Origin of the sequence: Streptomyces sp. NPDC021080 (genome assembly GCF_044333225.1) — a bacterium.
In the GTDB taxonomy this organism is placed as follows: domain Bacteria; phylum Actinomycetota; class Actinomycetes; order Streptomycetales; family Streptomycetaceae; genus Streptomyces.
The window spans coordinates 271,969-294,260 of sequence record NZ_JBIRQM010000003.1; the positions used below are offsets into that span (position 1 = coordinate 271,969).

20 protein-coding genes and 1 pseudogene are annotated in these 22,292 nt (G+C 72.3%); 8 read left to right on the plus strand and 13 right to left on the minus strand.

The genetic code is table 11. The features are described from left to right. Positions 1-354: 354 nt before the first annotated feature. Together rho and ACH4S8_RS08795 are read left to right on the plus strand one after the other, a co-directional pair. A complete protein-coding gene (rho, locus tag ACH4S8_RS08790; RefSeq protein WP_398391997.1) occupies positions 355-1,494 on the plus strand; it encodes a transcription termination factor Rho in 1,140 nt (379 codons plus the stop codon). 312 nt (positions 1,495-1,806) lie between these two features. Then, positions 1,807-2,712: pseudogene (locus ACH4S8_RS08795) on the plus strand (D-alanyl-D-alanine carboxypeptidase family protein); the annotation flags it as partial. An 11-nt stretch (positions 2,713-2,723) separates the two neighbouring features. Here the strand turns inward: ACH4S8_RS08795 and ACH4S8_RS08800 are convergent. The 11 genes from ACH4S8_RS08800 to ACH4S8_RS08850 form a co-directional block, all read right to left on the minus strand. Next, on the minus strand, positions 2,724-4,214 hold the full coding sequence (locus tag ACH4S8_RS08800) for a glycosyltransferase 87 family protein (protein WP_398391998.1): 1,491 nt from the start codon (positions 4,212-4,214) through the stop codon (positions 2,724-2,726). Further along, on the minus strand, positions 4,211-5,626 hold the full coding sequence (mptB, locus tag ACH4S8_RS08805) for a polyprenol phosphomannose-dependent alpha 1,6 mannosyltransferase MptB (RefSeq protein WP_398391999.1): 1,416 nt from the start codon (positions 5,624-5,626) through the stop codon (positions 4,211-4,213). The genes ACH4S8_RS08800 and mptB overlap by 4 nt, the downstream gene beginning before the upstream one ends. 165 nt (positions 5,627-5,791) lie before the next feature. Further along, the gene (locus ACH4S8_RS08810) at positions 5,792-6,733 is read right to left on the minus strand and encodes a glutaminase (RefSeq protein ID WP_398392000.1); all 942 of its coding nucleotides are present in this window, start codon (positions 6,731-6,733) and stop codon (positions 5,792-5,794) included. Between the two features lie 187 nt (positions 6,734-6,920). Beyond that, the gene (locus tag ACH4S8_RS08815) at positions 6,921-7,757 is read right to left on the minus strand and encodes an undecaprenyl-diphosphate phosphatase (protein WP_398392001.1); all 837 of its coding nucleotides are present in this window, start codon (positions 7,755-7,757) and stop codon (positions 6,921-6,923) included. Between the two features lie 83 nt (positions 7,758-7,840). Beyond that, positions 7,841-8,215 (minus strand): fluoride efflux transporter CrcB, encoded by a 375-nt coding sequence (gene crcB / locus ACH4S8_RS08820; protein WP_398392002.1) that lies wholly within the window; start codon positions 8,213-8,215, stop codon positions 7,841-7,843. Beyond that, the gene (locus ACH4S8_RS08825) at positions 8,212-8,616 is read right to left on the minus strand and encodes a DUF190 domain-containing protein (protein WP_398392003.1); all 405 of its coding nucleotides are present in this window, start codon (positions 8,614-8,616) and stop codon (positions 8,212-8,214) included. The genes crcB (ACH4S8_RS08820) and ACH4S8_RS08825 overlap by 4 nt, the downstream gene beginning before the upstream one ends. Further along, positions 8,613-9,089, minus strand: a complete 477-nt coding sequence (gene crcB / locus ACH4S8_RS08830) for a fluoride efflux transporter CrcB (RefSeq protein WP_398392004.1) — start codon at positions 9,087-9,089, stop codon at positions 8,613-8,615. The genes ACH4S8_RS08825 and crcB (ACH4S8_RS08830) overlap by 4 nt, the downstream gene beginning before the upstream one ends. A 223-nt stretch (positions 9,090-9,312) precedes the next feature. Then, complete coding sequence (locus ACH4S8_RS08835) at positions 9,313-10,293, minus strand: SMP-30/gluconolactonase/LRE family protein (RefSeq protein WP_398392005.1); 981 nt, start codon at positions 10,291-10,293, stop codon at positions 9,313-9,315. Between the two features lie 4 nt (positions 10,294-10,297). After that, the gene (locus tag ACH4S8_RS08840) at positions 10,298-10,585 is read right to left on the minus strand and encodes an ArsR/SmtB family transcription factor (protein ID WP_398392006.1); all 288 of its coding nucleotides are present in this window, start codon (positions 10,583-10,585) and stop codon (positions 10,298-10,300) included. Between the two features lie 147 nt (positions 10,586-10,732). Further along, positions 10,733-12,292, minus strand: coding sequence for an arabinogalactan endo-beta-1,4-galactanase (locus tag ACH4S8_RS08845; RefSeq protein ID WP_398392355.1), 1,560 nt, complete (start codon positions 12,290-12,292; stop codon positions 10,733-10,735). 729 nt (positions 12,293-13,021) lie between these two features. Beyond that, the gene (locus ACH4S8_RS08850; RefSeq protein ID WP_398392007.1) at positions 13,022-15,043 is read right to left on the minus strand and encodes a beta-galactosidase; all 2,022 of its coding nucleotides are present in this window, start codon (positions 15,041-15,043) and stop codon (positions 13,022-13,024) included. A 311-nt stretch (positions 15,044-15,354) separates the two neighbouring features. Here ACH4S8_RS08850 and ACH4S8_RS08855 point away from each other — a divergent pair, with 311 nt between their 5' ends. The 6 genes from ACH4S8_RS08855 to ACH4S8_RS08880 all read left to right on the plus strand — a co-directional run bounded on the left by ACH4S8_RS08855 (position 15,355) and on the right by ACH4S8_RS08880 (position 20,513). Further along, a complete protein-coding gene (locus ACH4S8_RS08855; RefSeq protein WP_398392008.1) occupies positions 15,355-16,677 on the plus strand; it encodes an ABC transporter substrate-binding protein in 1,323 nt (440 codons plus the stop codon). Beyond that, positions 16,674-17,597: a carbohydrate ABC transporter permease gene (locus ACH4S8_RS08860; RefSeq protein ID WP_398392009.1), complete on the plus strand. Its 924-nt coding sequence runs from the start codon at positions 16,674-16,676 to the stop codon at positions 17,595-17,597. The genes ACH4S8_RS08855 and ACH4S8_RS08860 overlap by 4 nt, the downstream gene beginning before the upstream one ends. Next, positions 17,594-18,499 carry a carbohydrate ABC transporter permease gene (locus ACH4S8_RS08865; protein ID WP_398392010.1) on the plus strand — a complete coding sequence of 302 codons (906 nt, stop codon included), beginning with the start codon at positions 17,594-17,596 and terminating at the stop codon, positions 18,497-18,499. The genes ACH4S8_RS08860 and ACH4S8_RS08865 overlap by 4 nt, the downstream gene beginning before the upstream one ends. Then, positions 18,496-19,527 (plus strand): LacI family DNA-binding transcriptional regulator, encoded by a 1,032-nt coding sequence (locus tag ACH4S8_RS08870; protein WP_398392011.1) that lies wholly within the window; start codon positions 18,496-18,498, stop codon positions 19,525-19,527. Before ACH4S8_RS08865 ends, ACH4S8_RS08870 begins: the two co-directional genes overlap by 4 nt. Positions 19,528-19,675: 148 nt before the next feature. After that, positions 19,676-20,026, plus strand: coding sequence for a VOC family protein (locus ACH4S8_RS08875; RefSeq protein ID WP_398392012.1), 351 nt, complete (start codon positions 19,676-19,678; stop codon positions 20,024-20,026). Positions 20,027-20,120: 94 nt separating this feature from the next. Next, complete coding sequence (locus tag ACH4S8_RS08880) at positions 20,121-20,513, plus strand: MarR family winged helix-turn-helix transcriptional regulator (RefSeq protein ID WP_398392013.1); 393 nt, start codon at positions 20,121-20,123, stop codon at positions 20,511-20,513. 52 nt (positions 20,514-20,565) lie between these two features. Here ACH4S8_RS08880 and pqqB read toward each other — a convergent pair whose 3' ends face one another. Both pqqB and ACH4S8_RS08890 read right to left on the minus strand, forming a co-directional pair. Then, complete coding sequence (pqqB, locus tag ACH4S8_RS08885; RefSeq protein WP_398392014.1) at positions 20,566-21,441, minus strand: pyrroloquinoline quinone biosynthesis protein PqqB; 876 nt, start codon at positions 21,439-21,441, stop codon at positions 20,566-20,568. A 158-nt stretch (positions 21,442-21,599) separates the two neighbouring features. Then, entirely contained in the window at positions 21,600-22,013 is a 414-nt protein-coding gene (locus ACH4S8_RS08890; RefSeq protein WP_398392015.1) for an SseB family protein, read from the minus strand. Positions 22,014-22,292: the final 279 nt, after the last annotated feature.

Here is a 22,292-nt window from a genome sequence, read left to right on the forward strand (position 1 = left end):
GCGAGCCGACGCAGGGCGCGCCGATGCCGGGTGACGGGTGACGAGCGCCGGACCCACGACCCCTTGAGACGCGGATCACACACGAATCCGCCCCACAGGTGGTACTCTCCGTACAGCACTCGTGTACGCCTCCTTCTTCAGGCGCCGGTGCGAGTTCCTTTCTCCCGCTGTCACGCCGTCGGTTCCGACGAGCGGACCGGCATTTCGGCACCACCTCCCGCAGACGAACGGGGATCCCTCCCGTCCTGTCCGAGGTGATGTTCCCGCCGCACGGAGGCGCGCCCCGCGCCCTGTCTTCGCGGCCCTCCCCCCTTCCCGCATGTCCATGCGATCCCGTCCCCGAGAGGACATCCCATGACCACCACACTCGAACACCCTCCTGTACAGCAGCGGCCCCGGACCCGGACCGCCACCGGTGTCCTCGACATCGACGGCAGCGGGAAGGGGCACCTGCGCTCCGCGAACCTCCTCCCGTCACCCGAGGACCTCCAGGTCTCCCCCGCGCTGATCCGCCGTCACGGCCTGCGCAAGGGCGACACCGTGGAAGGGGTGTGCGACGGGCCCCGGGTCCTCACCGAGGTCGAGCGGATCAACGGCCGTACGCCCGAAGAGCTCCGCCGCCGCCCGCACTTCAAGGACCTCACCCCGCTGCACCCGCGGGACCGGCTCCGGCTGGAGCACCCGGCGAGCGGACCGACCGGACGCGTCATGGACCTGGTGTCGCCGGTCGGCAAGGGCCAGCGCGGTCTGATCGTCGCCCCGCCCAAGACCGGCAAGACGGTACTGCTCCAGCAGATCGCCGCCGCCGTGGCCGGCAACCACCCCGAATGCCGTCTGATGGTGCTGCTGCTCGACGAACGCCCCGAGGAAGTCACCGACATGCGGCGCTCCGTCCGCGGCGAGGTCTACGCCTCCACCTTCGACCAGGCGCCCAGGCAGCACATCGCGCTCGCCGAGCTCGTCGTCGAACGGGCCAAACGGCTCGTCGAAGCGGGCGAGGACGTCGTGATCCTGCTCGACTCGCTCACCCGGCTGTGCCGGGCCCACAACAACGCGGCCGCCGCGGGCGGGCGCACCCTCAGCGGCGGTGTCGACGCCGCCGCGCTCCAGGGCCCCAAGCGGCTCTTCGGCGCGGCGCGCCTCGCCGAGGAGGGCGGCTCCCTCACCATCCTCGCCACCGCCCTGGTGGACACCGGCTCCCGCGCCGACGGCTTCTTCTTCGAGGAGTTGAAGGGCACCGGCAACATGGAGCTCCGGCTGGACCGGACCCTGGCCGACCGGCGCGTCTTCCCCGCGGTCGACATCGCCCCCTCCGGCACCCGCCGGGAGGAACTCCTGGTGCCGGCTGCCGAGTTGGCCACCGTACGAGGACTGCGCCGGGCCCTGCTGGCACGGGACGGGCAGACCGGTCTGGAAACGCTCCTGGAGCGGCTGCGCGCCACCCCCGACAACGCCACCTTCCTGCGCCGCATCCAGCCCACCCTGCCGTCCTGACCGCCCGCACCACGTCCAACCCTTTTCCGACCTGACCGCCCGCGCCACATCCAGCCCCTTTCCGACCCGACAGCCCGCGCCACATCCGGCCCCCTTCCGACCCGACCGCCCGCGCCACATCCGGCCCCCTTCCGACCCGACCGCCCGCGCCACATCCAGCCCCCTTCCGACCCGACCGCCCGCGCCGACCTGACCCCGTGCCAGAACCAGCCCCGTGCCGTCCTGGCCCGCGCCTGCGGCATCCGGGTGCTCGGCGGCGCCGCTCGGCCCGGCCACCCCGGCGTGTCGCGCGTCCGTTCCTACGTTTGCGGTATGACGATCGGATTCTCATTTCGGACCGCTGCTTCGCGCTCCACGGTCACGCGTGCCGCCCTGGCCTGCTCCGCCGTCTGCGCGACCGGTCTGCTCGCCGCGGCGCAGAGCCCGGCCACCGCACTCACCACCGCGGGCGCCGGGGCGCCGCGGCCCGCCGCGCTGCCGCCTTCGTCGCTCCACCGGCCAGGCGCGCAGGCGCGGTCCCGGCCCGGGGTACCCGACGTCCCGGACGTCTCCGCGCTGTCCTGGGTGGTGGCCGACGCCGGCACCGGCGACGTCCTCGCCTCGCACAACGCCCACCGCCGGCTGCCGCCCGCGAGCACCCTCAAGACCCTGTTCGCCCTCACCGTCCTCCCGATGCTGCCGGGCAGCACCCTGCACACCGTCAGGGAGCAGGAACTGGAGGGCATCGGCGCGGGCAGCAGCATGGTCGGCGTGGTCCCGGGCATCACCTACCGGGTGGCGGACCTGTGGCGCGGTGTCTTCCTCAACTCCGGCAACGACGCCGTGCACGTGCTCGCCTCGATGAACGGCGGCTGGACGAGCACCGCCGCCCAGATGCAGGCCAAGGCCCGTTCCCTGGGCGCCGACGACACCCACGTCGTCTCGCCCGACGGGTACGACACACCCGGGCAGGTCTCGTCCGCCTACGACCTGGCGGTGTTCGGGCGGGCCGGACTGCGCAACCCCGACTTCGCCCGGTACTGCTCCACGGCCGAGGCGATGTTCCCCGGCGAGGCCGGCTCCTCGTACGGGATCCAGAACACCAACCGGCTGTTGAGCGGCGCGAACGGGGTGGAGCCGTACCCGGGGCTGATCGGTGTCAAGAACGGCTACACCACCAACGCGGGCAACACACTGGTCGCCGCCGCCAAGCACGGCACGCGCACCCTCGTCGTCACGGTGATGAACCCTCAGGCGGGCGGCGGACTGACCGTGTACGAGGAGGCGCGCTCGCTGCTCGACTGGGGCTTCGCGGCGGACGGCCGGGTCGATCCCGTGGGGACGCTGGCCGACACACAGGCCGCCCCCGCGGCCGGACCCTCCGCCGCCTCCGCCCCCGCATCCGCCCCGGCCGGGCACGGCGGGCCCGGCGCGCGCCCCGGCCGTGGCGCCCGGCCCACGGCCACCGCCCGGCCCGCGATCAGCGCCCGCCCCGTGGTCGCCGCGCCCTCCGGCGACGCGGGGCTCGGCTGGTCCGGCGCGGCCGGGATCGCCGGGGCCGCCGTGCTGGGCGCCGCGGGCGTCGCGCTGGTCCTGTGGCTCAGAGCGGGCCGGTCCGGCCGCGGCTGACCCACCGGCAGCCACAGCAGCAGCCCGAGCGTGATCCACACGTAGGTGTTGCTGCCGAGGAAACCGCCGAGGCCCGACGCGTCGTCGAACCACAGCCACACCACGCTGCTGCACAGCACCGCGTACAGGGCCGCCGCGACCCGCAGCCGGCGCCGCCGCAGCAGCACGGCGAAGGAGGGCAGCAGCCAGACGAGGTGGTGCACCCAGGTGATCGGGCTGACGAGGCAGGCGGCCAGCCCGGTCAGGGCGAAAGCGGCGGCCCAGTCCTCACCGGCCAGGGCTCGCGAGGTCCGCCGTACCCAGACGGCCAGGACCAGCAGGGCGAGGGCCGCCCACAGTGCCCTGCTCGGCTCCTGCGGTGCCACGAGCCGTGCCAGCACCCCCTGCAGCGACTGGTTGGAGACGTAGGCCAGGCGTCCGATGCGGGACGTGTCCCACAGTGCGTCGGTCCAGTAGAAGCGCGAGGCGTCCGGCACCACCCAGGCCGCCAGCGCGGTGGCCGCCAGGGCGACGGCCGTCGCGACACCGGCGGCCCGTCGGCGACGGCCGAGCAGCAGGAGCGCGATGAACAGCGCCGGGGTGAGCTTGATCGCCGCGGCGAGACCGATACCGACGCCCGCCCACCGGCCCCGTCCGCCCGACAGCAGCCAGGCGTCGCTCAGGACGAGGGCGAGCAGCACCAGGTTGACCTGGCCGAAACTGAAGGTGTCGCGGACCGGTTCGAGCAGCGCCAGCAGACAGGCCGTCAGGGCGCAGCCGAACCAGCCGTGGCGGCGCAGTTCGGGCCCGGCCAGCATGCCCGCCACCAGGGCCAGGGCGAGAAGGTTGAGCAGCAGCGCGAGGGCGATCGCCGTGCTCAGCCCGACCAGTGCCATCGGCAGCATGCCGAGGGCCGCGAACGGCGGGTAGGTGAAGCCGTACGCCGTTCCCGGCACCCGGTAGTCGTAGATGCTGCCCCCGTGGTGGACCCAGGTGTCGACCGCCCCGTAGTACACGCGCAGGTCGAACCAGTCGCGCAGCAGCGGCACCGTGGCCGTGAACGCGCCGACGGCCACGGCCAGTACGAGGACGAACAGGAGGCGCCGGCGGTCGGTGCTCGGCAGTGCCGTCATGCCGTCCGCTCCAGTACCGGTGTCTGCGGCTGCGCCGCCTGGTGGGCCTGCCAGAGCACCACGAGGGCGAGCAGGCCCCCGGAGACGGCGAGGACCACCTGTCCGGTGTCCGCCGGCGATCCGCTGGGCAGCACCGCGAGCGCGAGCACCGCGCTGACGGCCGCGACCCGGCCGCGCACCGACCCGGTGGGCGCCGCCGCCGCGATGAGGAACAGGCCCCACAGCGCGTACCAGGGCCGGACGGCCGGACCGAACACCGCCACCGCGGCCAGGCTCAGGCCCAGCGCGTAGACCGGGTGCGGGCGCAGCCGCAGCCATATGAAGAGCAGCAGACCCACGGTCGCCAGGACTCCGGCGGCGTGCCAGGCGGGCATCGCGAACGGTGCGAGTCCGCTGCCGAGCTTCTGGAGGAGAGCGCCGGTCGCACGCCCCAGCACGCTGGTGGGCGACCAGTTGTGCGGCGAGAGGGGGGTCTTCAGGGCGGCTATCCAGCCGTAGCCCGTACCGGCCACCGCCGTCGCGGCGACCGTCGTCCCGACCGCGACCACGGTGGTGGTCAACGTGGCCCGCGCGATGCCCCGGCGCCCCTGCCCGCGCCCGCGCAGCGCGATCACCGCCACCAGGCCGAGCGCTGCGGGCGCCTTGACGAGAGCCGCGAGGGTGACCAGGACGACGCCCGCGACGGGCCATCGGCCGCGCGCGGCCACCAGACCGACGCCGAGCAGCCCGAGCATGATGGCGTCGTTGTGCGCGCCGGCCACCAGGTGCAGCAGGACCAGGGGGTTCAGCGCGCCGAGCCACAGCGCGGCGGCCGGATCGGCGCCGCTGTGCCGGGCGAGGCGGGGCAGCGCCGCCGCCATCAGGGCGACCCCGAGCAGGGCGACCACGCGCATGCCGAAGAGGCCGGCCGGTATCTCGCCGCGGGTGAGCGACGACAGGCCGCGGGCGACGGCGAGGAAGACGGGTCCGTACGGCGTCGTCGTGCTCTGCCACACCGGCGCCACCTCGTCGGCGAGCGGGCCGCCGAGCCGTGCGGGGCCGTAGGCGTAGACGTCGATGTGGGCGTCGACCATGGCGCCCTGCGCGAGATAGCTGTAGACGTCCCGGCTGAACAGGGGCGGTGCGAGCAGCAGCGGCGCGGCCCAGGTGGCCAGCACGAGCAGCAGGGAACGCGGAGCCGGCGGTTCGGGGCCGCGTACGAGGGTGCCCAGGAGCGCCCAGGCGGCTATCAGCAGGACGACGCCGAAGTACACCCCGACCAGGCCCAGGACGGCCCGCCCCGACCCGGGGGCGAGGAGGTCGCGCGCGGGCAGGGCTCCCGCGGTCTCGCCGCCCAGCGCGAGGACGGCGGTACCGGCCAGGCCCAGGGCCTGGCAGCGGCGGAGATCGACGGGGAAAGCCGTGGCCAACACTCCGCAAGCGTGCCGATGCCGGGTGGCCGGAAGGCGACGCGGCGCTCTCCGGGCGTGGTCCGGCGTGTGACCTCCGGGTGGTGGTGGGCGGGTCGGGAGACCGGCGGCCGGGCCGGAACACCGACAGCAGGAACCGGTGGCCTGGCCGGAACACCGACAGCCGGATCAGAACACCGACAGGCCGGTCAGGGTCGTGAAGCGGTCCAGGGCCGCCACGCCCGCCACCGAGTTGCCGCGTTCGTCGAGTCCCGGGCTCCACACGCACAGGGTGCATCGGCCCGGCACCACGGCGATGATGCCGCCGCCCACGCCGCTCTTGCCCGGGAGCCCGACGCGGTAGGCGAAGTCGCCCGCCGCGTCGTAGGTCCCGCAGGTCAGCATGATCGCGTTGATCTGCTTGGCCTGGCTGCGGGAGAGCAGCCTGCCGCCGTCGGCACGGATGCCGTGCCGGGCCAGGAATCCGGTGGCGAGGGCCAGATCGGCGCAGGAGGCGGCGATCGAGCACTGCAGGAAGTACTGGTCGAGCAGGACCGGCACCTGGTTGTCGATGTTGCCGTACGAGGCCATGAAGTGGGCGAGTGCCGCGTTGCGGTCGCCGTTCGCGGTCTCGGAGGCGGCGATGTCCCGGTCGAAGCCGAGGTCCGCGTTGCCGCTCTCGGCGCGCAGGAACTCCAGCAGGGTGCCGGCCGCGTCGCCGGTACGGGTCTGCAGCCGGTCGGTGACGACGAGGGCTCCGGCGTTGATGAACGGGTTGCGCGGGATGCCGTTCTCGTACTCGAGCTGGACCAGGGAGTTGAACGGGTTGCCGGAGGGCTCCCGCCCGACGTGCTCCCACAGGGCGTCGCCCTCGCGGGCCAGGTCGAGGGCGAGCGTGAAGACCTTGGTGATGGACTGCGTGGAGAACGGCTGCCGCCAGTCCCCCACGCCGTACACCGTGCCGTCGAGCTCCGCGACGGCCATGCCGAAGCGGCGCGGGTCGCAGGCGGCCAGCGCCGGGATGTAGTCGGCGGGCCGCCCGCGCCCCGGTGTCTGCGCGATCTCGGTGGCGATGCGCTCCAGGACCGGCTGGAAGGTCAGGGAGGACGGATACGACGTGTTCCCGGGCATGATCGCCATTGTGCCGCCCGCTCCGTCCCGCGGCCCGGCGGCCCTGCAGCCCGACGGCCCCGGCCTCGGGGCCGCAGGGGGTGCTCGGGAACGGCACAGGGGGCGCGGAGCCGGATTCCGGCTTCGCGCCCCCTGTGGGCGGACCGTTCGTGCCCGGAGCCGGTTCGTACCGGCGTCCGGAGCGGTGTCAGCTGTCGATGACGCCCGTGCCCAGCAGCCCGAAGAGGAGCACGCCGATGACGATGCGGTAGATCACGAAGGCGTTGAAGGAGTGCTTGGCGACGAACTTCAGCAGCCAGGCGATCGAGGCGTACGCGACCACGAACGACACGACGGTGCCGACGATCAGCGGAGCGGCGCCCACGCCCGTGCCCAGGGCGTCCTTCAGCTCGTACAGACCCGCGCCGGTCAGGGCCGGGATGCCGAGGAAGAAGGAGAGCCGGGTGGCGGCGACGCGGTCCAGGTCGAGGATGAGGCCCGTCGACATGGTGGCGCCGGAGCGCGAGAAGCCGGGGAAGAGCAGGGCGAGGATCTGGGAGCTGCCGACCAGCATCGCGTCCTTGAACGAGACGTCGTCCTCACCGCGCTTGTGGCGGCCCATCTGGTCGGCCGCCCACATCACGGCACTGCCCGCGATCAACGAGCCCGCGACCACCCACAGGGAGGCCAGCGGACCCTCGATGAGCGGCTTGGCCGCGAGGCCCACGGCCACGATCGGGATCGTCGCGTAGATGACCCACCAGGCGAACTTGTAGTCGTGGTGGTGCCGCTCGTTCTTGTCGCGCAGTCCGCGTCCCCAGGCGGAGACGATCCGCACGATGTCCTTGAAGAAGTACACGAGCACGGCGGCGATCGCGCCGACCTGGATGACCGCGGAGAAGCCGACGACGGCGTCGTCGTCGACGGGGATGTTCATCAGTCCCTCGGTGATCTTGAGATGACCGGTCGAGGACACGGGAAGGAATTCGGTCACCCCCTCCACGACTCCGAGGACGACGGCCTGACCGACGTTGATGACGCTCATGAGATCCAGTTCTGAGGAGTTGGTCGACAGTGCTGTAGACAGTGCAGGAGACAGTGTTACGTATCCACACGGACACCCGACACCTAGGTCCACAAAGCTTGCGCAAACGAGACCCCGGCGAACGCCGCGCCGAGGCCCGCCGTCACGCTCACGATCACGTTGGCCGCAGCGTAGAACGCCGCACCTGTCCCGGTCAGCCGCAGGGTCTCGTACGAGAACGTCGAGTACGTGGTGAGCGCCCCGCACAGACCGGTTCCGATCAGCAGTTGCAGGTGTCCGGACACCTGCCCCGCCGAGACGGCACCGGTCAGCAGACCGAGGATCAGGCACCCTGTCACGTTCACGACGAGGGTGCCCCAGGGGAAGACCGTATCGTGCCGCATCTGTACCGCCCGGTCGGTCAGGTACCGCAGGGGTGCGCCGACCGCGGCACCGATGATCACCAGCAGCCAGTTCACCGCGGATCCCCGCCTTCCTCCGACGGGCCGCCGCCCGTCGTACCGGGGGCCTCGCCGAAGGCGCCGCCGCGGCCGGCGTAGCGGATGACCTCGCAGGGGTCGAGGACCACCAGACCCTCGGTGACGAGTTCGTCGAGCTGCGGCAGGAAGGCGCGGACCCGCTCCTCGGTGTCCACGACGATCACGGCCACCGGCAGGTCCTCGCTCAGCGACAGCAGCCGGGAGGTGTGGACGAGCGAGGAGGCGCCGAAGCCCTCGACGCCCTTGAAGACGCTGGCGCCCGCGAGTCCCGCCGCGTGGGCGCGGTGCACGATCTCCGCGTAGAGCGGCTTGTGGTGCCAGGTGTCGTTCTCGCCGATGAGAACGGTCAGCCGCAGGGCGCTGCCCGTCAGCCTCGTCATCGCCGCCTCCGGGCCAGGGCGCGGCGCGCCGCCGTCGTCCCGAGCCACACGGCCGCGAGCGCCGCACACACGGTCGCGACGAGATAGGCGATCCCGGTGCCCGGGTGGCCCGTGCCGACCAGTCCCCGGATGTCGACGGCGTACGTCGAGAAGGTGGTGAAGCCGCCGAGGACCCCGGTGCCGAGGAAGGGGCGCGCGAGGCGGTGCACCGCCGGCAGGTCGGTGATCAGCACCATGAGCACGCCCATCGTGGCGCAGCCCACGACATTGATCGTGAACGTGGTCCAGGGGAAGGTGCCCTCCGGTGTGGGCCACAGCAGCCCGGCTCCGTAGCGGGCGGTGGCGCCGATGACGCCGCCCAGCGACACCGCGGCGACGACCGGGCCCTGGCCGTGCCAGGGCGACGGCGGACGCGCGGGCGCGCGCACGGGGGTGCCGGACTCGCCGACGCGCTCGGGGTGCGGGACTGTCATGGTCTCGGGTGCTCCTACTCGCCGGGCCGGTGCGGGCACACGGCATCGCAAGCAGGGACCGTTGGCGGCATCCGCGCCGCGGTTCGGGTACGGCGGGCCCCACCGCCGCGCCGCGCTGCAAGATCGCGGCTGGTGAACAGGGTAACGCCGGGGGCGCGGGCCACGCACACCGGTCCGCCCTCCGGACCGCGCACCCCGGCCCCGTGCGAAAGGCCCCGGCCGCTCAGCCGGTGCTGCCCGGAAGATCACAGACCGCGAGGCCCCGCTCCCAGATGCTGCCGAGGATCAGCCGGCCGTCGGACTCACAGGCGCTGGTCACCATCCGGAACCGTGCCCGGCGGCTCTCCAGGTGGTGTACGACGGTGCCGTCGTCGTCGACCGCGAGGACGCCCGTGGTGCCCGGTGGACGGAAGGGCGCCCGTACGGCGATCCGGGCCGCGGCGCGCCGGACGGCCGGGCCCCGGCGGTGCAGGAGTTCCAGGGCGCCGACGCGGGGGCCCGCCAGGGCGACCCAGATCGGACCGCCGGGGGCGCGCCACAGGTTGTCGGGCTGGCCGGGGAGGTCGTCGGCGAAGGTCTCGGACCGGCCCGCGTGCGGTCCGGTGAGCCAGTAGCGGACGAGACGGAACGCGCCGGTCTCCGCGAGGACGAGGAACGACTCGTCGGCCGAGGAGGCGAGACCGTTGGCGAACTGCAGCCCCTCCAGGAGCACTTCGGGTTCGCTCTCCCCCGGCGCGAGCCGCAGCAGGCAGCCGGATCCGGTGTGTTCGACGAGATCGCCGATCCACTGCTTGAGCGGGTAACTCCGGCTGGAGACGGTGAAGTACACCGTGCCGTCCGAGAGGGCGACCACATTGCTGCAGAAGCGCAGCGGGACACCGGCGGCCCGGTCGGCGAGGACGCGGACCACTCCGTCCTCGAGTCCGATCCGCAGCAGTCCGCGTTCGGCGTCGCACACCAACAGAGCGTTGTCCGGGAGGAGTTCGAGGCCGAGCGGTCTGCCGCCCGTCTCGGCGACGACCCGGACGCCGGTGCGGTCGGGGTCGCCGAGACCTTCGACGCGTACGATGCGGCCGTCCTCGAGGCCGGCCAGCACCCCGCCCCGGGAGTCGGCCACCACGTCCTCGGGACCGCGGCCGCCGAGCGGCACCGTGCGCCGCGGCGAAAGGACGGTGGGCGCCGCCGTGCCGGACCCGTCTCCCACGCGCTTACCAGCCCTTCTCGAAGTAGTGGCTCACCTCGGCGATACGGTACTCGTCGCGGCGGTAGTACGTTCGCCGCCCCACCTTCTTGGCGCGCAGCAGACCGATTCCGGTGAGCAGGTCGAGGTGGGTGCGCGCCACGGCCCGGCTGACGCCGAGTTTGACGGCGAGGGCCTCGGGGCTGACACCGTCCTCGACGAGATCGGCGCGGCGCTGCGGCGGGAAGTGCGCCGCGGGGTCGCGCAACCACGTGAGGATGTCCAGCCGTTGCCCGCCGGCGGGCCCCTTCAGCATCTCGTCCCCCTCGGTCGTGACGGTCTCCCGCCACTGTCCCGCAGCCGGAGGCGGCCCGCACGGCCTTCGGACGACCGTGGCCGGAGCCGGACGGTTCCGGGGGGGGCACAGGGGCCCGGCCGCACCGGCGGCCGGACCCTTGTGCGCTCAGCGGTGACCGAACAGGGACATGGCCGGAAGCGCTTTGTCGTCGAAGCCGAACAGGGCCTGGTTCTCCCACCCGTTGCCGGAGGAGGCGTCGGTCGGGTCCCAGCCGTTGCCGGTGACCGCCGTCCAGGTGGCCTCCCAGTAGAAGACGCCGAGACCACGGCCGTTCGGCACGGCCTCCACGATGTTCATCACGTCGCGCAGCCAGTTGGACTGCCCGGTGGTCGTGGCCGGGTAGCCGGAGACCAGTTCGGCGGTCGTGTCGATCTGGTTGACGAGCGCGTCGTCGCTGTCCAGCCGGAAGGGGTAGGCCGTCTCGGCGACGAAGACCGGCTTGCCGTAGCGGGAGGCCGCGTCGTCCAGGGTGGTCTGGAAGTCGTAGAGCGAGCCGTGCCAGTAGCCGTAGTAGGACAGGCCGATGGCGTCGAACTTCACGCCGTTGGCGAGGGCGGTGTCGAACCACCAGCGGGTGCCGGTGAGATCTCCGCCCTTGGCGAGGTGCAGCGCCACGACGGTGGAGGAGCTGACCGCCTTGGCCGCGTCGTAGCCGGAGTTGAGCAGCCCCGCCAGCTGGGCGAAGTTGTCCGTGGAGCCCTCGGACCAGAGCATGCCGCCGTTGATCTCGTTGCCGATCTGCACCATGTCGGCCGTGGTGCCCTGCGCCTTGAGGGCGTTCAGGACGTCGTACGTGTGGTTGTAGACGTCCGTCTTGAGCTGGCTGTACGAGTGTCCGGCCCAGGCGGCCGGCTTGGTCTGGGTGCCGGGGTCGGCCCAGGTGTCGGAGTAGTGGAAGTCGACCAGGAGTTTCATGCCCTGCGCCTTGATGCGCTTGGCCATCGCGAGGACGCGCGCCTTGTTGTTGTAGCCGTCGGCCGGATTCACCCAGACCTTGAGGCGCGCGTAGTTCATCCCGGCGGACTTCAGGATGGCGAGCGCGTCGCCGGTGGTGCCGGAACCGGTTTTGTAAACGCCGCCGTAGGCCTCGCTCTTGGCGAGGGAGGAGATGTCGGAGCCCTTGACGGACAGTCCGGTGGTGCCGGAGGTGAACGTCAGGTCGTCGACGTTGATCCAGTTTCCGGCGTTGGCGTCGGAGTAGACGCTGATCGTGCACTGGTTGCCCGTCACGGAGACGGGCACGACGAGGTGGATCCACCCGCTGGTGGAGACCGGCAGGTCGGTGCGCTGCTCGGTGCCTCCGCAGTTCTTCAGCGCGAGGTAGGCGGAGTTCTGTCCGCCGCCCGAGCGCACCCACGCGGTGAGCTTGTAGCTGCCGTTGGTGAGCCCGGTGAGGGTCTGGTAGGTCTCGACCTTGTAGGCCGAGGCGGAGTAGTGGCTGAGGCGGTAGCTCCCGCCGTGGCCGCCGGCCTCGACGTAGGAGGCGCCGGTGGAGCCGGACTCCGACCAGCCGCTGGGCACGGCCGCCCCGGCTCCGTCGGTCTCGAATCCGGCGTTGGCCAGGGTGCTCGCCGCCTGCGCGGTCTGCGCGGGGAGTGCGGTGAGGGCGAGCCCGGCCGCGAGCGGCAGCAGCAGGGCCCTGAGTGTGCGTCTGGGATGGAACATCATCGTCCGTCGTCCCTTCGACGTGGTGGGGAGAGGTGCCCCCGGGGGGATCCGGGATGGATCCGGGGGCGGACCCCTCCGCCCGCGGCTTCATGGCTCGCACGGGCGGAGGGGGGATCGGATCGCCGTCGAGTGCTGCGACTCGGACGGCCGTCGGAGCGACCGGCGGGCCGTGCGGCCCTGCCGGGTGGGGGATCGCCGGGTGGTGCCCGGATGACACGGGTGCGGTCGCCGGGGCCGCGGGCCCGGAGGGTGATCGGGCGGTGCCTCGCGCGGGCCCGGGTGACCGACGTTGTGCGCGCGGCTGCCGGGTCGCGGCCCGGGCGGTGGTCGTGTGGAACCGCTCGGGTCGGGACGACCGGCACGGCGGGTGCGCCGCCGGGTCACCGCCCGGACGGTGGTCAGGCGGTACTCGGGCGGTGCCCCACCCGGGTTCGGACGACCGGCACAGCGGGTGCGCCGCCGGGTTCACGGTCCGTGCGGCTCCCGGTGCCGTCGTCGGGTTCGGCGGGACCGGCGGCGGGTGGTGCGGTCGGCCGGGACGTCAACCCGGTCGGCCGTGGGGCCGGAGCCGGTCGACCCCCTTGCCCCGGTGGCCGGTCGGGCGGAGGCCCGGGTAAGCCCCCGGCCGCCGGGGCCGGTCGACCTGAGCCCCGGGGCAGGCCCGTACGCCGGAGGCCGGTCGGGCCGGGCCGCACGGTCGCACTCCCCCGAACGGCCCACGGCCTGTCACGCGTCGAGGCGTACGACCCGCACCGCACCCGCCGGGACCGCGAGCCGGCCGGCGGCGCGTTCGCCCGTCAGGAGCTCGGTGCCGTGGGCGTCCAGCGGCACCTTCGCGTCGGACGAGGTGTGGTTGATCGCGAACACGTAGGTGCCCGACTCGCCCGTGCGGCGCACCACTTCGACGTCGCGGGGCACGTCGGCGCGCGGTGCGATGCGCGCGTCGTCGGCCACCCGGCCGATCAGGGCGTCCAGCCCCTCGGCCGCCAGGCGCGTGGACACGTACCAGGCCGTGCCCGCGCCGCTCCGGTGCCGGGTGACCGCCGGGTGCCCTGCGGTGAGCCCGTCGGCGTACGTCCAGACGGTCTCGGCACCGCGCGGCACGACGAACTCGGTCCACACGTCGCCGGTGAGTTCGGAGCCGTCGGGCCCGGTGATCCGGACGAGTTCTCCCTGGAGCAGGGGCGAGAACTCCTCGACGGTCAGGCCGAGTACGTCCCGCAGGGCGCCGGGATGCGGTCCCTCGTGGACGGCGTCGTGCTCGTCGACGATGCCGGAGAAGTAGGAGACGAGGAGGGTGCCGCCGCGCTCGACGTACTCCCTCAGGTTGTCCGCCGCAGCCTCGGTCATGAGATAGAGGGCGGGGACGACGACAAGGGGATAGGCCGACAAGTCGGCTTCCGGGTGGGCGAAGTCGACGGTGAGGTGGCGGTCGTAGAGGGCCTCGTAGAAGGCGTCGGCGCGCTCGCGGGCGTCGTGGTCCTCGCTCGGCCGCCACTGCAGGCTCTGCGCCCACCAGGACTGCCAGTCCCACAGCACGGCCACGTCGGCGACCGTCCGGGTGCCCTTGACGGAGCTCAACGAGTCGACGGCCGCGCCCAGTTCGACGACCTCCCGCCACACGCGCGAGTCGGTTCCGGCGTGCGGCAGCATCGAGGAGTGGAACTTCTCGGCGCCGCTGCGGGACTGCCGCCACTGGAAGAACAGGGCGCCCTCGGAGCCGCGGGCCACGTGGGCGAGGGAGTTGCGGGCCATCTGTCCGGGCGCCTTGGCGGGGTTGCGGGGCTGCCAGTTCACGCCCGAGGTGGAGTGTTCGAGGAGCAGCCAGGGCGCGCCGCCCGCGACCGAGCGGGTGAGGTCGGCGGCCATCGCGAGGTTGACGTGGGTGCGGCGGCCGTCGGTCATGAGGTAGTGGTCGTTGGTGACGAGGTCGACCTCGCGGCCCCATGCCCAGTAGTCGACCGAGTCGCACTGGCTGAGTGCCGTCATGAAGTTGGTGGTGACGGGGATGCCGGGTGCGAGGCGGTGGAGGATGTCCCGTTCGGCCGTGAAGTTCTCGCGCATGGTGGCGTCGGCGAACCGCTTGTAGTCCAGCGCCTGCGCCGGATTGCCGACGGTCGGGGTCACGCGCGGCGGGTCGACCTGGTCGAAGGCGGTGTACCGCTGGCCCCAGAAGGCCGTCCCCCAGGCCTCGTTGAGCTCGTCGACCGTCCCGTAGGCACCGGCCAGCCAGCGGCGGAAGTGGGCCGCGCAGGAGTCGCAGTAGCAGGCGGAGACCGGGACGCCGTACTCGTTGTGGACGTGCCACAGGGCGAGGGCGGGATGGCCGGCGTACCGGGTCGCGAGCCGGGTCGTGACGGAGGCGGCGGCGGCGCGGTAGTGGGTGTTGCTGTGGCAGATGGCGCCGCGTGAGCCGAAGGCGTAGCGGGTGCCGTCGGCGGCCACGGGGAGCGCGTCGGGGTGTTCGCGGTAGAACCAGGCGGGCGGTGCGACGGTCGGGGTGCCCAGGTCCGCGCGGATGCCGTTCTCGTGCAGCAGGTCGAGGACGCGGTCGAGCCAGCCGAACGCGTAGGTGCCCCGGGCCGGTTCGAGAAGGGCCCAGGAGAAGATCCCGACGCTCACCATCGTGACGCCGGCTTCCCGCATCAGCCGGACGTCCTCGGGCCAGACGCTTTCCGGCCACTGCTCGGGGTTGTAGTCCCCACCGAAGGCGAGCCGGGTGAGGCCCTTGAGGTTGGTCTCCGGCATGGATCTCTCCCATGTAATCGATCATTTGGGAACGTGCACACACAACGCCAGCGGCGTGAGTCCAACATAACCGCACAGCAACAACCATTGACAAGTGTCCGGGATGTTTCTCTACTGTGAACGCTCACAGAAGCACGGCAAGTGAGCCGAAGGGGCGCTCAGGTGTCGGCAGGCGAGCGCGCGAAGGCCCGAGAGCCCGGCGCACGCCCGCGGTCCCGGTACCGGCCGGCGCACCCCCGGAAAGCGAACCGCGCAAGAACAGGGCAGGCCTTCCGCAACAGGCGGAGGCCCAGGTCAGGGGAGAACGTTCCATGCCCATCACGAAGCACAACCGCCTCGTGGCCAGCACCATCGCCGTCGTCCTCGGCGCCACCTCGCTCGTCGCCTGCGGCTCGTCCGACGACGACAAGAGCGCATCCCAGTCCGGACCCGCGACACTGACGTTCTGGACCTGGGCGCCGGGCATGGACAAGGTCGTCGACCTCTGGAACAAGGGGCCGGGCAAGAAGCAGCAGATCACCGTCGAGGTGAAGAAGCAGGCCTCGGGCGACTCGCTCGTCACCAAGATCCTCACCGCGCACAAGGCGAAGAAGGCACCCGACCTGGTCCAGGCCGAGTACCAGGCGCTCCCGACGCTGGTCAGCAATGACGCGCTCGCCGACATAGCCGCCGACTCCAAGGAGGCCGAGTCCAAGTTCGCCGACGCCGTCTGGCAGCAGACGACGCTGGGGACGGACGCGGTCTACGCGATCCCGCAGGACATCGGCCCGATGATGTTCTACTACCGCGCGGACCTGTTCAAGAAGTACGGCCTGACGGTCCCCACCACGTGGGAGCAGTTCGCCGAGACCGCCCGCGCGCTGAAGAAGAAGGCACCGGACAAGGCTCTGACCACCTTCTCCGCCAACGACTCCGGGCTCTTCGCCGGCCTGGCCCAGCAGGCGGGCGCCAAGTGGTGGACCGCCTCGGGCGACAAGTGGACGGTGGCCATCGACGACGCGGCCACCCGGAAGGTCGCCGACTTCTGGGGCGGTCTCGTCAAGGAGGGCGCGATCAACAACGAGCCGATGTACCAGCCGGCCTGGAACAAGGCGCTGAACACCGGCAAGGAGATCGCCTGGGTCAGCGCGGTGTGGGCGCCCGGCACCCTGAGCACGGCGGCCCCGCAGACCAAGGACAAGTGGGCGATGGCCCCGCTGCCGCAGTGGTCGGCGGGCGAGAACGTCACCGGCAGCTGGGGCGGCTCCTCGACGGCCGTCACCACCGACTCCCCGAACAAGGCGGCCGCCGCGAAGTTCGCGACCTGGCTGAACACGGACCCGCAGGCGGTGGCCGCGATGGCGAAGGAGAGCGGCATCTACCCGGCGTCCACCAGTGCGCAGAGCGGTGACGCGTTCGCGCAGCCGCCGGCCTTCTTCTCCAACCAGCCGGACTTCTACACCAAGGCCTCGGGGATCGCGAAGACCACCGCCCCCTCCGCCTGGGGCCCGAACGTGAACGTCGCCTACACGTCCTTCAACGACGCCTTCGGCGCCGCCGCCAAGAACAAGTCGGACTTCGGTGCCGCCCTGAAGACCATGCAGGACACCACCGTCGCCGACCTGAAGAAGCAGGGCTTCGGGGTCGCTCAGTGACCACCGCACGCCGGAAGCCGTACGGGGTCAAGGGGGCCCCGTACGGTTTCCTCCTCCCCGCGACGGTCCTCTTCGTCCTCTTCTTCGCGCTCCCCATCGGCTACGCGATCTGGCTGAGCCTGCACAAGGTCCAGGTCAAGGGCCTCGGCCTGGGCGCCGGCGCCCGCAGCGAGGTGTGGGCCGGCCTCCGCAACTACACCGACGCGCTGACCGACAGCGAACTGGTCGCCGGTGCGCTGCGGGTGGCCGGTTACGGCGCCATCGTGGTGCCGGTGATGCTCGGCCTCGCGCTCCTCTTCGCGCTCATGCTCGACGCGGAGAAGGTGCGCCTGGCCCCCTTCACCCGGCTCGCGATCTTCCTGCCGTACGCCATCCCCGGCGTCGTGGCCGCCTTGCTGTGGGGCTTCCTGTACCTCCCGGACGTCAGCCCCTTCTACTTCGTCCTCGACAGGCTGGGCCTGCCGCAGCCCGACCTGCTGGACGGCGGCCCGCTGTACCTCGCCCTGTCGAACATCGCGGTCTGGGGCGGCACCGGCTTCAACATGATCGTCATCTACACCTCGCTCCAGGCCATCCCGGCCGAGGTGCGCGAGGCGGCGAAGCTGGACGGCGCCGGCCCGCTGCAGACCGCGCTGCGGATCAAGATCCCGATGGTGGCGCCCTCCCTGGTGCTCACCTTCTTCTTCTCGATCATCGCCACGCTCCAGGTGTTCAGCGAGCCGACCACCCTCAAGCCCCTCACCAACTCCGTCTCCACGACCTGGAGTCCGCTGATGAAGGTCTACCGGGACGCGTTCAACACCGGTGACATCTACGCGGCCGCCGCCGAGGCAGTGATCATCGCCGCGGCCACCCTGGTCCTGTCCTTCGGTTTCCTGCGCGCCGCGAACTCCCGTACCAAGCAGGAGGAAGCCCGATGAGTTCTCTTGCCGTCCGCAAGGCCGCCCCGGCCGCGGGCACGGCCCCCGGCACCGCCCAGGGACCGCCCCTGCGCGGCCGGATCGCCCTGGTCCCGACCCTCACGCTCCTGCTCGGCGCGTTCTACTGCCTGCTGCCCGTCGCCTGGGTGGCGATCGCGGCCACCAAGTCGGGCCGCGAACTGTTCTCGACCTTCACCTTCCTGCCGGGCACCGGGTTCACCCAGAACATCCGGGACCTGGCCGCCTACCGCGACGGCATCTACTGGAAGTGGATGGGCAACTCCGCGCTCTACGCCGGTCTCGGCGCCCTCCTCTCCACGGGCGTCTCGGCGGTCAGCGGCTACGCTCTCGCGATCTACCGCTTCCGGGGCCGCGAGACCGTCTTCAGCGTCCTCATGGCGGGCGTGCTGATGCCGCCGGTGATCCTCGCGATCCCGCAGTACCTGCTCCTCGCCAAGGCGGACCTGACGGATTCGTACGCGTCCGTGCTCCTGCCGCTCGTCCTGTCCCCGTACGGCGTCTACCTCGCCCGGATCTACGCCGCCGCGGCCGTCCCCGGTGACGTGGTCGAGGCCGGGCGGATGGACGGCGCCGGCGAGTGGCGGATCTTCACCCGGGTCGCGCTGCCCATGATGGTGCCCGGCCTGGTGACGGTGTTCCTCTTCCAGTTCGTCGCCGTGTGGAACAACTTCCTGCTCCCCTACATCATGCTCAGCGACGACGAGAAGTTCCCGATCACCCTCGGGCTGTACACGCTCCTCGAACAGGGCTCCAACACCCCGGCCCTGTACACCCTGGTCATCACGGGCGCCCTGCTCGCGATCGTCCCGCTGGTCGCGCTGTTCCTGGTCATCCAGCGCTTCTGGAGCCTCGACCTGCTGTCAGGAGCCGTAAAGTCGTGACCATGAGCAACACGGGGGGCCGGCGCAAGCCGCCGACGATCCACGACGTCGCGCGTGAGGCGGGTGTCTCGCGGGGCACCGTCTCACGCGTCCTCAACGGCGGGCACTATGTGAGCCCCTCGGCGGCGGAGGCGGTCAACGCCGCCATCCGCAGGACGGGCTACGTCGTGAACCGGCACGCCCGTTCACTGATCACCGGACGGTCCGACTCGGTCGGCTTCCTGCTGACCGAGCCGCAGGAGCGGTTCTTCGAGGACCCGAACTTCAACGTCCTGCTGCGCGGCTGCACCCAGGCACTCGCCGCGCACGACGTCCCCCTGCTGCTGATGCTCGCCGGCACCCAGGACGAGCGGCGGCGCATCATGCGGTACATCACGGCCGGCCATGTCGACGGGGTGCTGCTGGTCTCCAGCCACTCCGGCGATCCGGTCGCGGAGGAACTGCGCGAGGCGGGCGTGCCGCTCGTCGCGTGCGGCAAGCCCATCGGCCTCGGTTCCAAGGTGAGTTACGTGGCCGCCGACGACCGGGACGGCGCCCGGGACATGGTCACGCATCTGCTCTCCCTCGGGCGGCGCCGGATCGGCACGGTCACCGGACCGCTGGACACCCCCGGCGGTGTCGAGCGCCTGGCGGGCTACCGGGAGGTGCTCGCCGAGGCGGGTGTCGAGGCCGACGAGCGGCTCATCGCGTCCGGCGACTACAGCCGCGCCAGCGGTGAGGCGGGCGCCGAGCGGCTCCTCGACCGCGCCCCGGACGTGGACGCCGTGTTCGTCGCCTCGGACCTGATGGCCCAGGGCGTGCTGGCAGCGCTGCGCAAGGCGGGCCGCCGGGTCCCGGAGGACGTCGCGGTCGGCGGCTTCGACGACTCCCCCGCCGCCACGGCCGCCGCCCCGGCCCTCACCACCATCCGCCAGCCCTGGGACCGCATCAGCTCGGAGATGGTCCGGGTCCTGCTCGCCCAGATCGGCGGCGAGGATCCGGCGGCGGTGATCCTGCCGACGGAGCTGGTGCGCCGCGAGTCCACCTGAGGACCGGGGCCGGCGAGCCGGAGCGGGGCGGGACACCGGTCAGGATTCGAGAAGCCGTACCCGCCTCCCCCGGCTTAGCGTGAGAGGACCGCCGGAACGCCGGCGGCACGACAGCCGGCCGACGCGGCCGCAGCGCACAGGAGTCGAGATGACCGCCGGAGTCAAGACCATCATCTATCCCGTCAAGGACCTCGCGAAGGCGAAGGCCCTGTTCACCCAGCTGCTCGGGGTGGAGCCCTATGTGGACGAGCCGTACTACGTCGGTTTCAAGGACGCGGGCCAGGATGTCGGCCTCGACCCGAACGGTCACGCCAAGGGGCTGACCGGCCCGGTCCCCTTCTGGCACGTCGACGACATCAAGGCGACGCTGGCGGCGCTGATCGGCGAGGGCGCCGAGACGCTCCAGGAGCTCCAGGACGTCGGCAACGGCAGGCTGGTCGCGTCGGTGAAGGACGCGGAGGGGAACCTGTACGGGCTCATCGAGGACCCCGCCGCCTGACAGGACACGCGGGACCCGCAGAACACGGACGACTGGATGCAGGCGCACTAATTGCACAATCAACTAGTGGCCGGATCTCTGTTACCGTTCACTTATGGCAACGACGACGCCCGGTTCCCGGCTGGAGGACCAGTGGCGGGACATCCTCTCGGTGCACGCGCGCACGATGTGCGAGATCGACCGTGTACTGCATCCGCACGGCCTGGGAGCCAGTGACTTCGAGGTCCTGGACATCCTCGTCTCGGAGGCGGTCACGGAGCCCGGCGAGCACTGCCGGGTGCAGAACATCGCGGACCGGGTCCATCTGAGCCAGAGCGCGCTGTCCCGGCTCATCGGCCGGCTGGAGAAGGACGGCCTGGTGGAACGGACGGTCTGCCAGGAGGACCGCCGCGGCGTGTGGGTCGCGCTGACCCGCAAGGGCCGCGAGCTGCACGCCGAGGTGCTCCCCCTCCAGCGGTCCGTGCTCGCCCGCATGCTGAACGGCTGACCGGCCCGCACCGACCCGCGCCCCGCCCGCGGATCTCCCCCACCGCCCTTCGTTACAGCACGAACTCCGTTCCGTCCGGCGGGATTTCGGCACCGGCCCCGGTCACCGACGCACTCGCGTCCGTGGCCGGGTCGAGCAGCGGGTTCGCGCTGTCGAAGTGGGTGTAGACGACGCGCGGGCCCGGGTGCCGGGCCAGTGCGGCCAGGCTGCCGTCCGCGCCGGACACCGGCAGGTGCCACGAGGGCGTCCGCCCGCGGGTCACCCGCACCGCGGTGTCCTCCTCCCCGGCCGCGTGGAGCGTGCCGTCGAGCAGGACGCAGGCCGCCCCGGCGAGCAGGTCGTCCAGTGCGGGCGTCCAGCCGCCCAGGCAGGGCGCGTAGACGAGCACACCCCCGCTGGCCAGGTCCTCGATCCGGTACGCCGTCACCCACCGGTCGTCGGCGGCCCCCGGCAGGTGCCCGGGAACCCTGGAACCGAGCGCGTGGGCGCTGACGACCAGTCCTCCGGCCAGGACGAATCCGTCCTCGGTGAAGCTGTCCGCCCACGCCCACGGGGCATCGCGTTCGAGCAGGGGGCGCAAGGGGGAGAGTGCGGCGAGGACCGGAGGCGAGGCGTAGACCTTGAGCCCCGGGGTGCCGTACAGCCCGGTCAGCCCCATCACGTGATGGGGCTCGGCATCCGTGAGCAGGGCGCCTCGCACGGGCGTGCCGCCGGGCCCGGGGGCGAGCGCGGGGGTGGCGTTCAGCTGCGTACGGATGTCGGGGGAGGCGTTGAGCAGCCACCAGTCGCGCGCGTTGCCGCTGACGGCGACGCACTCCTGGGTGCGCGCGGGCAGTTTTCCGTCGCGGGCGGCCGAGCACTGCGCGCAGGCGCAGTTCCACCGAGGGAAGCCGCCGGCGGCGGCGGTACCCAGCAGGACGACTCTCAAGGCAACCCCACTCCTCCGCGGCGGCTTCCAGGGATCTTCCTTCCCTCCAGGACGGACCGGGCCACGCCCCGGCGAGGAGCGGATCCGGACATCCTCGGCCCGCGGATCGGCCGCGCGGACTCCCGGGCGGGGCCCGCGTCGCGCGGCCGGCAACCCTGCTACCGCGCCAGCAGCGTGCGTACGCCCTCGGAGGTGAGGGTCAGGCCGTGGGGTGAGGCGGCGTCGATGACGAGGTCCAGATCGCCCGGGGGCCACTGGGAGGCGAGCGCGGCGAGCGGCACGAGACGGTAGCGGGAGACGGAGGGCAGGAGCTCGGCCAGCTCCAGCTCCGAGGTGAACACCGGAACCACCTGTCCGCCTTCGGGGTCGTCCAGGACGGGCAGCGCCACGGCGTGGGGGTCGGCGATGTCCTCGTCCGAGGCGTCGTCCGGCACGGGCACCAGGACGTCACTGCCGGCGAGGGTGTCCAGCGCCTCGGTGTCGGCGGTGTTCCCGGCGAGGGTGTCCAGAGCCTTCTGCGCGGGCGTCGCCGCGGGTGTGGAGGGGTGGTGGTTGTTCAAGGGCTTGTCCATGGCAGATTCCCGGGTCGTGGCGGGCGGCGGGCACCCGGACCGGTCTCGCTCCCGGGCGCGTCGACGGTCGCGTACCCACCGCTCACCGGGCCATTCATCCCGGCTCGCGCCGGGTGCGGTGACGGCGACCGCGGTGTCGCGCCCCGGTGCGGCGCCGATGATCGCGGTGTCGGGGGGGCGGGCCCCGGGGGGCCGGGGGCGCCCCCGCAGCACCCAGGGCGGGGGGAGGGGGGCGGCGCGCGGGGGGCGGTACAGTGCCCGGGGGGGGTGGTGGTATAT

Coding starts and splice junctions, on each gene's coding strand:
- ACH4S8_RS08825 (WP_398392003.1), bottom strand. CDS start 8,616: ATGACGAGGCTGACGGGCAGCGCCCTGCGGCTGACCGTTCTCATCGGC.
- ACH4S8_RS08855 (WP_398392008.1), top strand. CDS start 15,355: ATGCCCATCACGAAGCACAACCGCCTCGTGGCCAGCACCATCGCCGTC.
- ACH4S8_RS08875 (WP_398392012.1), top strand. CDS start 19,676: ATGACCGCCGGAGTCAAGACCATCATCTATCCCGTCAAGGACCTCGCG.
- ACH4S8_RS08880 (WP_398392013.1), top strand. CDS start 20,121: ATGGCAACGACGACGCCCGGTTCCCGGCTGGAGGACCAGTGGCGGGAC.
- rho (WP_398391997.1), top strand. CDS start 355: ATGACCACCACACTCGAACACCCTCCTGTACAGCAGCGGCCCCGGACC.
- ACH4S8_RS08890 (WP_398392015.1), bottom strand. CDS start 22,013: ATGGACAAGCCCTTGAACAACCACCACCCCTCCACACCCGCGGCGACG.
- crcB (WP_398392004.1), bottom strand. CDS start 9,089: ATGACAGTCCCGCACCCCGAGCGCGTCGGCGAGTCCGGCACCCCCGTG.
- ACH4S8_RS08845 (WP_398392355.1), bottom strand. CDS start 12,292: ATGTTCCATCCCAGACGCACACTCAGGGCCCTGCTGCTGCCGCTCGCG.
- ACH4S8_RS08810 (WP_398392000.1), bottom strand. CDS start 6,733: ATGCCCGGGAACACGTCGTATCCGTCCTCCCTGACCTTCCAGCCGGTC.
- ACH4S8_RS08850 (WP_398392007.1), bottom strand. CDS start 15,043: ATGCCGGAGACCAACCTCAAGGGCCTCACCCGGCTCGCCTTCGGTGGG.
- ACH4S8_RS08815 (WP_398392001.1), bottom strand. CDS start 7,757: ATGAGCGTCATCAACGTCGGTCAGGCCGTCGTCCTCGGAGTCGTGGAG.
- ACH4S8_RS08865 (WP_398392010.1), top strand. CDS start 17,594: ATGAGTTCTCTTGCCGTCCGCAAGGCCGCCCCGGCCGCGGGCACGGCC.
- ACH4S8_RS08800 (WP_398391998.1), bottom strand. CDS start 4,214: ATGACGGCACTGCCGAGCACCGACCGCCGGCGCCTCCTGTTCGTCCTC.
- ACH4S8_RS08840 (WP_398392006.1), bottom strand. CDS start 10,585: ATGCTGAAGGGGCCCGCCGGCGGGCAACGGCTGGACATCCTCACGTGG.